Annotated in this window: 10 protein-coding genes, 1 pseudogene and 1 riboswitch; of the genes and pseudogenes, 7 read left to right on the top strand and 4 right to left on the bottom strand. The window is 32.6% G+C overall.

From position 1 onward, the window contains the following. The 3 genes and pseudogenes from HMPREF2586_RS09705 to HMPREF2586_RS09695 all read right to left on the bottom strand — a co-directional run. A pseudogene (locus tag HMPREF2586_RS09705) lies at nucleotides 1–546 on the bottom strand (aspartate kinase); the annotation flags it as partial. A gap of 81 nt (nucleotides 547–627) precedes the next feature. Continuing rightward, nucleotides 628–806: riboswitch (Lysine riboswitch) on the bottom strand. Nucleotides 807–991: 185 nt separating this feature from the next. Further along, nucleotides 992–1,822 carry an aldo/keto reductase gene (locus HMPREF2586_RS09700; RefSeq protein WP_064208975.1) on the bottom strand — a complete coding sequence of 277 codons (831 nt, stop codon included), beginning with the start codon at nucleotides 1,820–1,822 and terminating at the stop codon, nucleotides 992–994. A gap of 266 nt (nucleotides 1,823–2,088) precedes the next feature. Next, nucleotides 2,089–3,693 (bottom strand): ABC-F family ATP-binding cassette domain-containing protein, encoded by a 1,605-nt coding sequence (locus HMPREF2586_RS09695; RefSeq protein ID WP_046208300.1) that lies wholly within the window; start codon nucleotides 3,691–3,693, stop codon nucleotides 2,089–2,091. 143 nt (nucleotides 3,694–3,836) lie between these two features. On the opposite strand from HMPREF2586_RS09695, the gene cvfB reads away from it, so the two are divergent. From cvfB to phoU, 6 genes are all read left to right on the top strand, one after another. Beyond that, nucleotides 3,837–4,736, top strand: a complete 900-nt coding sequence (gene cvfB / locus HMPREF2586_RS09690) for an RNA-binding virulence regulatory protein CvfB (protein ID WP_046208301.1) — start codon at nucleotides 3,837–3,839, stop codon at nucleotides 4,734–4,736. Nucleotides 4,737–5,069: 333 nt separating this feature from the next. Continuing rightward, nucleotides 5,070–6,029, top strand: coding sequence for a PstS family phosphate ABC transporter substrate-binding protein (locus tag HMPREF2586_RS09685; RefSeq protein WP_046208302.1), 960 nt, complete (start codon nucleotides 5,070–5,072; stop codon nucleotides 6,027–6,029). Nucleotides 6,030–6,228: 199 nt separating this feature from the next. Beyond that, a complete protein-coding gene (pstC, locus tag HMPREF2586_RS09680) occupies nucleotides 6,229–7,158 on the top strand; it encodes a phosphate ABC transporter permease subunit PstC (protein WP_046208303.1) in 930 nt (309 codons plus the stop codon). Between the two features lies 1 nt (nucleotide 7,159). After that, nucleotides 7,160–8,071, top strand: coding sequence for a phosphate ABC transporter permease PstA (gene pstA, locus HMPREF2586_RS09675; protein ID WP_019468772.1), 912 nt, complete (start codon nucleotides 7,160–7,162; stop codon nucleotides 8,069–8,071). A gap of 92 nt (nucleotides 8,072–8,163) precedes the next feature. Then, nucleotides 8,164–9,045, top strand: coding sequence for a phosphate ABC transporter ATP-binding protein PstB (gene pstB / locus HMPREF2586_RS09670; RefSeq protein WP_046208304.1), 882 nt, complete (start codon nucleotides 8,164–8,166; stop codon nucleotides 9,043–9,045). A gap of 3 nt (nucleotides 9,046–9,048) precedes the next feature. Next, nucleotides 9,049–9,693, top strand: a complete 645-nt coding sequence (phoU, locus tag HMPREF2586_RS09665; protein ID WP_046208305.1) for a phosphate signaling complex protein PhoU — start codon at nucleotides 9,049–9,051, stop codon at nucleotides 9,691–9,693. 98 nt (nucleotides 9,694–9,791) lie between these two features. Here phoU and pepF read toward each other — a convergent pair whose 3' ends face one another. After that, a complete protein-coding gene (gene pepF / locus HMPREF2586_RS09660; protein ID WP_070658519.1) occupies nucleotides 9,792–11,606 on the bottom strand; it encodes an oligoendopeptidase F in 1,815 nt (604 codons plus the stop codon). 264 nt (nucleotides 11,607–11,870) lie between these two features. Here pepF and HMPREF2586_RS09655 point away from each other — a divergent pair, with 264 nt between their 5' ends. Then, nucleotides 11,871–12,221, top strand: coding sequence for a hypothetical protein (locus HMPREF2586_RS09655; RefSeq protein ID WP_070038133.1), 351 nt, complete (start codon nucleotides 11,871–11,873; stop codon nucleotides 12,219–12,221). Nucleotides 12,222–12,366 lie beyond the last annotated feature (145 nt).

Raw genomic sequence — 12,366 nt, 5'->3', positions numbered from 1 at the left:
TGTCGCATATACACCATCTACATCAGTGTATATCTCACAAGTCGTTTGGTTACTTGCAGCTAAAGCTACAGCAGTGGTATCTGAGCCACCACGACCTAAGGTAGTTACTTCTAATTCATCATTTACCCCTTGAAATCCTGCTACTACTAGTACATCGTTACTTTCAAAAGCTTGTTCAAATGTACTTGGGTCGATTTCAGCAATTTTACTTTTTAAATGATGACCAACCGTTTTGATTCCTGCTTGATATCCAGTCATCGCTTTTGCATTTATACCGATGTCATTTAATACCATCGATAAATAGGAAACAGTCTGTTGTTCACCAGTTGTTAATAACAGAGCCAATTCTTGATCTTTTGGTGTCGTAGTAAGTGTTGAAACATTAGCCATCAGCTCATCTGTTGTTTTACCCATTGCACTTACAACAACGATAAGTTGCTCACCTTCATCAACTCTTGTTTTTAACATGCCTGCTATATTTTTAATTTTAGTAAAATCACTTACTGAAGAACCTCCAAATTTCAAAACACTTCTTTCCAATTCCATATCCTCCTCATTTGATAGGGGAGAATCACAGTGATATAAAAAAGAACAAGTCCGGAATGCGAACCTGTTCTATAATTTATATACAAGTGATGCACTCCATTATTTTAAAATAATGACAGACTCTTAGCTCTTAACCATAAAGTCCAACTTGTTATAAGCTGCTATTATAACTGTTTCGGCATCTCACCCTTTCAAAATTAGCTGTTAGCAGACAGGTTCTTCTAAAATTTACTAATGATTGATGCGCCTCATCAAAACTTATTTAATTTTTGTTTATGAATCATATTATACATATGCTTATATGTACTGTAAACCGCTTTTACAAAGTTTTTTAAATTTACTGAAAAATTAAACGTTTTTATAAACGTTTTGCTAATTAAGTGTAATTTATATACTTTTAAAAAGAACTAAAATATTAAACTTTTAAAATTTATGAGCTTTCTCTTTAAAATTCTTCATATATGGCTGGATCTTGGTCTTTACGTCTACCATCTACACGTGTTAATGCGTTGATTTTCTCAATGTCATTATTATCAAGGGAAAAGTCAAAAATATCAATATTTTGTAATTGTCTTGATACTGTCGTAGATTTCGGAATAGGTACAACACCATTTTGAACATGCCATTTTAATATAACTTGAGGAATAGTTTTATTATGTTTTGTGGCAATTTCCACAAGGTTTTCATCATTGATAACACTAGAAGCACGACCTAATGGACTCCAAGCTTGAGTAATAATTCCTTTAGAAGTATTGTACTGAACCAATGCTTCTTGATTGAAGTAGGGATGTAACTCAATTTGGTTCACAACTGGCAAAACGCCAGTTTCTTGTTGTAGTGTATCGATATGTTCTGGTAAAAAGTTACATACACCAATTGATTTTATTAAGCCAGCTTTTTGTGCTGCAATCATTGCTCGCCAAGCTTCAACATACTTTCCTTGTTTGGGATTAGGCCAGTGAATTAAATATAAATCAAGATAATCTACACCTAGACGATAAATTGATTCTTGAATTGCAGTCAGTGCATCGTCGTAAGTTTGATAACGACCAGGTAATTTTGAAGTAATCATAATTTGTTCGCGTGAAACTCCACTCATCTCGATTGCTTTACCTACAGTACCTTCATTCTCATAATTATAGGCAGTATCTAACAAACGATAACCTTGTTCTAAGGCATTCACAATCGCATGTGTGCCATGCGCGCCATTTAACTTATATGTACCAAAACCAATTTGAGGAATTACTTGTCCATCTAACATATTTAACTGTTTCATTTGCATACCTCCATAACGAAATATGTATTTGATTATATTATGCTTAACCATTTATGCCTAATATTTAGACTCGTAGGGAGGAAGTTACTATAAACAAAAAAGCTAAGATATGTTAATATCTCAGCTTTTAACGTATGATTTCAATCATTGATAATATTTTGCATTTATTTTTAATAACGCGATTTACAATCTAAATTTTTGAAATATACAATACGTATCATCAATTCAATATGATACTTTATATATCGCTTTGTATTTTTAAAGGGTTATTTACTTAATACACCAGTTTCTTGTAAATAAGCTTCATAAGATATTTCTTTTGATAAACCACCAGTAGGGTTTAAGTCAATTACTCGGTTTGCAATTGTATTGATAAATTCAAAGTCATAAGATGTGAAAATCATAGAACCTTTGAAATTTTTCAAACCATCATTTACTGCAGTAATACTTTCTAAGTCTAAGTGGTTTGTTGGTTCATCTAGCAATAGAACATTCGCGCTAGATAACATCATTTTACTTAACATACAGCGTACTTTCTCTCCACCAGATAAAACACTAGCTTTTTTCTTAACTTCTTCGCCACTAAATAACATACGACCTAAGAAACCTCTTAAGAATGTTTCAGTTTGTTCATCTTCAGGTGCATATTGACGTAACCAATCAACTAAATTCATATCTACACCTTCAAAGTAGTCAGAGTTATCTTTAGGGAAGTAACTGCGGGAAGTTGTGACACCCCATTTTACTGATCCTTCGTCTGGATCCATTTCACCTGCAAGTATTTTAAGTAAAGTAGTTTTCGCAATTTCACTATCTCCAATTAAAACCGCTTTATCATTAGGGTTCATTGTGAATGAAATGTTGTCTAACACTTTATTACCATCAATCGTTTTTGATACATTTTCCACAAATAGCAAGTCATTACCAATTTCACGTTCTGGCGTGAATTTTACGTACGGATAACGGCGTGAAGAAGGTTGAATATCGTCTAATTCAATTTTTTCTAGTTGTTTTTTACGACTTGTTGCTTGTTTAGATTTAGATGCATTTGCAGAGAAACGAGCAACGAAATCTTGCAATTCTTTAATTTTTTCTTCTTTTTTCTTATTTTGCTCTTGTGCCATTTTCATTGCTAATTGACTTGATTGATACCAGAAATCATAGTTACCAACATAAACTTTTATTTTTCCATAATCTAAGTCTGCAATATGTGTACATACATTATTTAAAAAGTGTCGGTCATGTGATACCACAATTACTGTATTTTCAAAGTTAATTAAGAAATCTTCTAACCAGCTTATCGCAGGTATATCTAAACCGTTGGTCGGTTCATCAAGTAGGAGTACATCGGGCTTGCCGAATAAACTTTGAGCTAATAATACTTTTACTTTTTGATTATTTTCTAATTCAGCCATTTTTTTATCTTGTAAATCAGCAGATATACCCAATCCAGATAATAAAGAACCTGCATCTGCTTCGGCATTCCAACCGTCCATTTCAGCAAATTCGCCTTCTAATTCTGCAGCCCTGATTCCATCTTCATCACTGAAATCTGGTTTCATATAAATCTCATCTTTTTCTTTCATTACTTCATATAAACGTTCATGACCTTTAATCACAACATCTATCACACGTTCATCTTCATAAGCAAAGTGATCCTGTTTTAAGATTGCTAAACGTTCGTCTTTTCCCATAGATACATGACCTGATTGTGCATCCAACTCACCAGATAAAATCTTTAAAAATGTTGATTTTCCAGCACCGTTGGCTCCAATCAAACCATAACAATTTCCTTCTGTAAATTTAATATTTACATCCTCGAATAATTTACGATCACCAAACCGTAAACTTACATCAGTAACTTGTAACATGCATTTGCTCCTTTACGTTAATCTACCGGACAAATTATAACACACTTAAGAAGGAGTTTCGACCATTCACAATGAGGTGATGCTTGTTTCTTTATAGCATGTTATAATAGTTAAGAATAAATTTAAGTACGAAGGAGAACAGTATGGCCCAAGAAGAGAAAAATATTGTAGGTTCCATTGAATTTCTTGAAGTCGTTGGATTAGAAGGATCTACTTACAAGTTACAAGGACCAAACGGAGAAGAAGTTAAACTCAATCAATCAGAAGTTAATGAAGAAGACGAGTTAACGATAGGCGAGGAATATAGTTTCTTCATTTATCCTAATAGATCAGGTGCATTGTTTGCGACACAAAACATGCCAGACATTACTACTAGCAAATATGATTTTGTGAAAGTATTAAAAACCGACCGAGATGGTGCACATGTCGATGTAGGTCTTCCAAGAGAAGTTTTAATTCCATGGATAGATTTACCAAAAGTCAAAGATGTATGGCCGACACAAGGTGATGAATTATTAGTTACTTTGCGTATTGATAGTGAGAATAATATGTATGCTCGACTAGCAACTGAGACAATTGTTGATTCGATGTACACGCCAGTACACGATGATACATTACAAAATAAAGTTATTGAAGCAAGACCATACAGAGTTTTAAGAGTCGGAAGCTTTATGCTATCCAAAGATGGCCATAAAATATTCGTACATGAATCTGAACGTAAATCTGAACCTCGTTTAGGTGAAAAACTAGAAGTTCGTATCATCGGACATAATGAAAAAGGGGAGCTTAACGGTTCATTTTTACCATTTGCACATGAAAGACTTGACGAAGATGGTCAACATATTTTTAATTTACTCGTAGAATATGATGGTGAGCTTCCATTTTGGGATAAATCAAGTCCTGAAGCGATTAAAGAAGTATTCAATATGAGTAAGGGTGCATTTAAGCGCGCAATTGGCCATTTATATAAAAACAAAATTATAACTATTGAAACTGGTAAAATTGCATTAACTAATAAAGGTTGGAGTAGAGTCGAAGATTAGTTTCTACTATATAAAATAGTGTTTAGATACTTATAAATTAAATTTATCCTGTACTACATAAATCGTTGTGTAGTACAGGATTTTTTTGTTTTTATATTACAAAACAAACGTTTTTTGTAATATTTATATTTTTTACAAATACCGTCATATCAACATTTCAAAAATCATAGCATTCATAGAATCTCTTATTGTGAATTTTGTAAATGAGGTCAATAAATACTTAACAAAAGATTTACATTATCTATATTTGTATTTAATAAAAGGTGTGTAGTATAGGAACTGTAAGAAATACATATAACTTTTGGGTTATTCACTTATTAGGAGGATGTTTCAATGAAAAAATGGCAATTATTTGGTACTACTGTAATCGGCGCTTCACTTTTATTAGGAGCTTGTGGTGGTGGAAATAGCGATTCTGGTAAAGGAAGTGGAGAAGTTAAAGGTGATGGTTCATCTACTGTAGGTCCAATCATTGAAAAATTAAATGAAAAATTCGCAAAAGATAATTCAGATGTAACTGTATCTAATGGTACAGCTGGAACTGGTGGCGGTTTTGAAAAATTCATTTCAGGCAGCACTGATTTCTCAAATGCATCTAGACCTATAAAAGACGAAGAAAAGAAAAAATTAGATGATAAAGGTATTAAATATGATGAGTTTAAAGTTGCTCAAGATGGTGTGACAATTACTGTAAATAAAGATAACGACTTTGTAGATGAACTTACTAAAGAACAATTAAATGAAATCTACTCAGGCAAAGCAAAAACATGGAAAGACGTTAATTCAAAATGGCCAGACAAAGAAATCAAAGCATTTTCTCCTGACCAATCTCACGGTACTTACGATTTCTTCTCTGAAGAAATTATGGACAAAAAAGATATTAAAGCAGAGAAAAATGCTGATACAAATACAATTGTTCAGTCAGTAGAGAAAAATAAAGATAGTGTCGGCTATTTTGGTTATAACTTCTATAAACAAAATAAAGACAAGCTAAAAGAAGTTAAAATCAAAGATGAAAATGGTCAATTAACTGAACCAACTAAGAAAACAATTCAAGATGGTTCTTACGCATTAAGTAGACCACTTTATATCTACACTAACGAGAAAAAATTAAAAGATAATGAAGGATTCCAAGACTTCATGAAATTTGTCATGAAGGATAAAGGAAAATCAGCTGAAGACGCAGGATTTGTTGCCTTACCTGAAAAAGATTACACTGAACAACAAAGCAAATTAAAAGACATCATTGGTAAAGATAGCGACAAAAAAGACAGCAAAAAAGAAGATAAATAAACATAATAGCAATTTTAAAGTTGGGATTCAGGAAGTAGATAGACAAATAGCATGATTAAGTTATCTATCTACTTCCAAGTTCAATTTATCTAGCGTTTAACAATATAGTGAAAATCGCTATGTTGCTAAACACTAGATGATGAACAATCCCGACTTTTATTTTAAATATTGGGAGTCTATAAGAAAGAAGGGTATTTACATGGCTAATCAGAATACTTCTGTTAGTGAAATGATTGCTAAAAACAATGCTAAGAAAAAAGGTATTAGCGATAAAATTGTACCGATCATTCTGGGAATCATTGCAATTTGCTCAATTTTAGCAACAGTAGGGATAATCGTTACATTATTAACAGAGACCATTACATTTTTTACACGTGTTCCAATTACTGAGTTTTTATTCTCCAAAGATTGGAATCCATTCTCATCAACACCACAATATGGCATTTGGGCATTGATCTTAGGTACGCTTAAAATAACAGTTATTGCAACAATTGTTGCTGTTCCTTTAGGATTAGGCGCTGCTTTATATTTAAGTGAATATGCTTCTACAAGAGTGAGAAAAATAATAAAACCGATTTTAGAAATATTATCTGGGATACCAACAATTGTTTTCGGCTTTTTCGCTTTAACATTTGTTACCCCTGTACTCCGTGCAATATTTCCTGAATTAGGTAGTTTCAATTCAATTAGTCCAGGTATTGTCGTAGGCGTTATGATTATTCCACTAATTTCGAGCATGAGTGAAGACGCGATGTCATCTGTGCCAAATAAAATGCGTGAAGGTGCACTCGGTTTAGGCGCAACAAAATTTGAAGTTGCCACAAAAGTGATATTACCAGCTGCTACTTCAGGTATTATGGCATCTATCGTATTAGCTGTCTCACGTGCAATCGGGGAAACGATGATTGTATCACTTGCAGCAGGTAGTACTCCAAGTTCTTCATTAGATTTAACCGGATCTATCCAAACGATGACTGGATATATTGTACAAGTTGCAACAGGAGATGCGACATTTGGCTCAGATATCTATTACAGTATCTATGCTGTTGGTTTCACACTATTCTTATTCACACTTGTGATGAATTTAATTTCACAATGGATTACGAAACGCTTTAGAGAGGAGTATTAAAATGGCAGAGACAAATACTAAAGCGCTTGTTAATCAACAAAAAGTTGAGAAAAAACTTTCCAGTAGGTTAGCAACAAATAAATTCAATAAATGGGCATTTTTCACATGTACTTTAGTAGCCTTACTTTTTTTAGCTGCTTTAATTATAGATACACTCATTAAAGGTGCAGGGCATTTAACACCGTCGTTCTTCACCAATTTCTCATCTTCTACGCCTTCAATGGCCGGTGTGAAAGGCGGTTTAATCGGTACAATTTGGTTAATGATTACTATTATTCCAATTTCAATTATATTGGGTGTAGGTACAGCAATTTATTTAGAAGAATATGCTAAAGATAATGCATTAACAAGTTTTATTAAAGTTAGTATTTCAAACTTAGCTGGTGTACCTTCAGTCGTTTTTGGTTTACTTGGTCTCACTATTTTTGTAAGAGGTATGGGTATAGAAGCGCTTGCTTTAAGTAACTCTGTACTTGCTGCGGCTTTAACTATGTCGTTACTTATCTTACCAGTCATTATCGTTGCAAGCCAAGAAGCCATCAGATCGGTACCAAGCTCTGTTAGAGAAGCTTCATATGGCTTAGGTGGAAACAAATGGCAAACGATTCGTCGCGTTGTATTACCAGCAGCGATTCCTGGTATATTAACAGGCTTCATTCTAGCATTATCTCGTGCATTAGGTGAAACTGCACCACTCATACTCATTGGTATACCAACCGTATTATTAAGTTTACCTTCAAGTGTATTCGACCAATTCCAAGCGTTGCCAATGTCGATTTACAATTGGGCAAAACTACCACAAGATGAATTCCAAAATGTTGCGTCGGCCGGTATCATTGTCTTGCTAGTGATTTTACTGCTAATGAACGCAATCGCAATATTCTTAAGAAACAAATACAGTAAAAAATATTAATGTTATTTCAAAATCAAATTTAATTAAGCGGTTATTTTGGGGAAAATTATAACTTTATAGTTTATAACATAATCGCAAAAGGAGTTTTAATTATGACTAAAGATACAATTAAAGAAGAAAAATCAAAAATCGCAGAACATACAAATCAAGATTCTGCACCAATTGCATCGATTGATAGAGAAACAAATAAAAATGACAATAAAATTCCTGATAGTGAGAAAAAAATAGTCTATTCTACAAAAAATTTAGATTTATGGTATGGCGATAATCATGCTTTAAAAAACATCAATCTAGATATTTTAGAAAATAATGTCACTGCAATCATAGGACCATCAGGTTGTGGTAAATCTACTTATATTAAAACATTAAATAGGATGGTAGAACTTGTGCCATCTGTTAAAACAGCAGGTAAAATCATTTACCGTGATCAGAATATTTTTGATGAAAAATATTCTGTTGAAAAATTAAGAACAAATGTAGGAATGGTTTTCCAACAACCGAACCCATTCCCAAAATCTATATATGATAACATCACTTACGGACCTAAAATACATGGTATTAAAAATAAAAAGATTCTTGACGAAATTGTCGAAAAATCTTTACGTGGCGCTGCAATATGGGATGAGTTAAAAGACCGCTTAGATACAAATGCATATAGCTTATCAGGTGGTCAACAACAACGTGTTTGTATCGCACGTACATTAGCAATTGAACCAGATGTTATTTTAATGGATGAACCAACATCTGCGTTGGATCCAATTTCAACATTGAAAGTAGAAGAACTCGTACAAGAGTTAAAAGAAAAATATTCAATTATTATTGTTACACATAATATGCAACAAGCTGCGCGTGTTTCTGATAAAACAGCATTTTTCCTTAACGGTTATGTAAATGAATACGACGACACTGATAAAATCTTCTCTAATCCTTCAGACAAACAAACAGAAGATTATATCTCTGGTCGCTTCGGTTAATATATGGTTATTAGAGAAAAATATGAAGGCCAATTAGACGAATTAATGAAAGATTTACGTCGACTTGGCCTTCACGTATATTATAATATTGAATATGCATTAAGATCGTTAAGTGAAGAGGATAGAAATTATGCGCGGCAAACGATTGCGAACGATAAGGATATTAATGCCTTAGAAACAGAAATAAATGAAAAAGTGATTATGTTAATCACCAAACAACAGCCTATTGCTACTGATTTAAGATTAATGATGGCTGCACTAAAAATCGCTTCTGATTTCGAAAGAATAGGTGATAATGCCGCAAATATTGCTGAAATTAGATTACGCGCTAAAATCACCGATGAATATGTGCTTACAAGATTGAATACTATGGGTAAACTCGCATTATTAATGTTAAAAGATTTAGATGATGCAGTAAAAAGAGATGATGTCACTTTAATTAAGGAAATTATCGAACGTGACGAAGATATAGATGATTTATATAAAAATATCGTTAACACAACTTATTTAATAGATAACGACCCTTTTGTTGCAGGACAAGCACATCTAGCAGCTAGACATTTAGAACGTATTGGTGACCACATTAGCAATGTTGCAGAAAGTATTTTTTACTTTGTTACAGGTGAACGTTACGAATCATATGATTAAATACAAATAGCACGATGTCGAATATTAGCTACATCCAGTTGGAAATCCGGATTTGCTTATTTTATCGGCATCGTGCTTTATCTTTGTTTATATTATAGTTATTGATCTTCAGCCTCGATTTCATCTGTAAGTTGTTCTAACTCATCTACCAAGTTACCTATATATGCAATTGTCGCTTTTAGTGGTTGATCCGTGCTAATATCAATACCAGCTAATTGAGCTAATTCGGCAGGTGATTGGCTACCTCCTGCTTTCAATGTAGTTAACCAATCATTCACAGCAGGTTGTCCCTCTTGTTGAATACGTTGTGACATTACCGTACCAATTGTTAAACCAGCAGAATACGTATACGAATATAATCCCATATAATAATGTGGTTGTCTCATCCATGTAAGTTCAGCACCTTTTGTAAATTTAACACTTTCTCCAAAAAATTGAGAATAAACATCCAACATAATTCGATTCAATAACGGGGCAGTCAATGATTCACCATCATCAACTTTTTTATATACCTCGCGTTGATACGCTGCTTCTAGTAAGTGCGTTACCATATTGTGATAATAAGTTCTAGAAACGATAGAACCAATTACCCAGCGCTTAAATTGAGCATCACTACTGTTTTTGAATAAATAATTTGCCATTAGCATCTCATTCATTGTCGATGGTGCTTCTACAAAATACATGGACGGTTCTGATTCTAAATAATTTTGATGACTTTGTGCTAAGGTAAAATGACCAGCATGACCTAATTCATGTGCTAAAACAAAGGTTTCAGTCATTTTTCCAGTCCAAGAAATAAATATATATGAATGTGTAGCATATGGACTTGCACAATACGCACCAGTATCTTTACCTTTATTTTGAGCAAAATCTATCCATCTATCTTGATAGGCCGTTTCAACCATATTTAAATAATCTTTACCTAAAACATTTAATGCACCATAAATATACTTTTTAGAATCCTCAATAGAGATATCGGGTTCGTAATTAGGATCTATAGATATTTTTAAATCTTCAAAATGCATGACTTCTAAGCCATGAACACGTTTAATCAATTTTGCATATTTTTGCATAATAGGTGCTAAATCACTCATAATAACATCAATTTGGCGATCAAACATATCTCGATTAATTTCTTGATCTTGTAGTAGGTAATCTATTACAGAATCATAACCGCGTAGATCTGCTTCAATTTTTTCTTGTTGTACTTGCATATTATATGTCGCAGCAGTTGTATGTTGATACTTATTTAATGCATCGCTAAATTTTTTGAAACTAATTCTTCTAAATGCTTCTTCTGGATGATCTTCATATTCATTTTCAAAAGTAGCATAATCTAAAGAGTATGTTTTGCCTTTATATTCAAATGAGTCAAAATCTATATCTAACATCTTCGTGATACCATATAATTCAAAAGGGCGTTCAAACACTGATGATAAACTTGCTAATGTTTTTTCAACTTCAGGACTAAGTTGATAAGGTTTGCGTGCCTTTAATTTTTCCAAAAAATGTGGGTATTTAGATGTTGAGATAAAACGCTTGAACGTTTCATCTGAAAGTGCCAATATTTCGGACTCAACAAATGATAATTCACTGGCAATTTTCCCATAAGTATTTGAAAATTTAGCACTTAATGTTTGTGCATGTTCATTTGTTGTATCCACACTTAATCTCAACTCTGCATAATTTGCCATTTTATCTAATTCAATCAGAATATCAGAATATATAGCCAATGCCTTTTCAATTATAGTAGGATTATCCAATTGATGAACATAGTTTTCATTAAATGTTTTAGCAGCAGCTGTTGTTTTTTCTAAAGTTTGATAAAATGCTTCATCAGAAGAAAACAGAGCTGAAATGTCCCAAGTTATTTCATCAGAAACTTCATTTCTAAGTGGTAAAGTATCCGCCATTTAATCACTCCTAGTTATGTATAATAAATTCAATTTTAATTATACATGAAATCACCTTGTAAGATACAATTGTGCGTTTATATGCTAAATTCGCATCAGAAAACAAACTTTCTACTTGAACAAAACAAATGTTAATTGACGTGATTAATGCAATATTTTAATATATTATTATACGACTCAAGATGGATATGATATATAATTTCGTTTAGTATAATAATATTGTTATAATTACAAGTATGTCGATTTTTATAAGGAGCGCTATAAATGACTATTTTTGATTTACCCAATTTTTTATGGATTACAGTGGTAGCTGTTATAATAGTTACATTATTCTGTACACTTGTTTTAAATAAATGGTTTACATCAGCTATTTTAACATTTGTAATTTTAGCTATTGCTGCATTCTTAATACCTAATTTCGAAAATATTACTTACGAGCCATTATTAGGATTTGCTGCATTTATGGCGGTACTAAGTTTAATCATGAGCTTTTTAATTTGGTATTTCACACGTGACTTTAGACGTAAACGTCGAGAAAAAAAGGCGCTTAAAGAAATGCGAAAACGTGGTATCTCACCTGAAGACGAAGCACATGAGTTTAAAAGAAGAAAATAATTATTTAAATATAACATAGAAAATTAATCCCATAATAATTGCGTCAACTAATATGGTTAAAAGTCCCAGACATATTTTGTCTCAGGGACTTTTTTTATACTGCTATAAATTATGTAAAAAGTTATTATTGACCCTAACGTTCCGT

Source organism: Staphylococcus sp. HMSC034G07, from assembly GCF_001835975.1.
Lineage (GTDB): Bacteria > Bacillota > Bacilli > Staphylococcales > Staphylococcaceae > Staphylococcus > Staphylococcus ureilyticus.
The sequence above is the reverse complement of the archived record's forward strand: the minus strand, read 5'-3'. Positions and strand labels throughout refer to the sequence as shown.

What these genes read in the sequence shown, in the direction of transcription:
- HMPREF2586_RS09695 (WP_046208300.1), bottom strand. Translation starts at nt 3,693, where the DNA reads ATGTTACAAGTTACTGATGTAAGTTTACGGTTTGGTGATCGTAAATTA.
- phoU (WP_046208305.1), top strand. Translation starts at nt 9,049, where the DNA reads ATGGTTATTAGAGAAAAATATGAAGGCCAATTAGACGAATTAATGAAA.
- cvfB (WP_046208301.1), top strand. Translation starts at nt 3,837, where the DNA reads ATGGCCCAAGAAGAGAAAAATATTGTAGGTTCCATTGAATTTCTTGAA.
- HMPREF2586_RS09700 (WP_064208975.1), bottom strand. Translation starts at nt 1,822, where the DNA reads ATGAAACAGTTAAATATGTTAGATGGACAAGTAATTCCTCAAATTGGT.
- pepF (WP_070658519.1), bottom strand. Translation starts at nt 11,606, where the DNA reads ATGGCGGATACTTTACCACTTAGAAATGAAGTTTCTGATGAAATAACT.
- HMPREF2586_RS09655 (WP_070038133.1), top strand. Translation starts at nt 11,871, where the DNA reads ATGACTATTTTTGATTTACCCAATTTTTTATGGATTACAGTGGTAGCT.
- pstA (WP_019468772.1), top strand. Translation starts at nt 7,160, where the DNA reads ATGGCAGAGACAAATACTAAAGCGCTTGTTAATCAACAAAAAGTTGAG.
- HMPREF2586_RS09685 (WP_046208302.1), top strand. Translation starts at nt 5,070, where the DNA reads ATGAAAAAATGGCAATTATTTGGTACTACTGTAATCGGCGCTTCACTT.
- pstC (WP_046208303.1), top strand. Translation starts at nt 6,229, where the DNA reads ATGGCTAATCAGAATACTTCTGTTAGTGAAATGATTGCTAAAAACAAT.
- pstB (WP_046208304.1), top strand. Translation starts at nt 8,164, where the DNA reads ATGACTAAAGATACAATTAAAGAAGAAAAATCAAAAATCGCAGAACAT.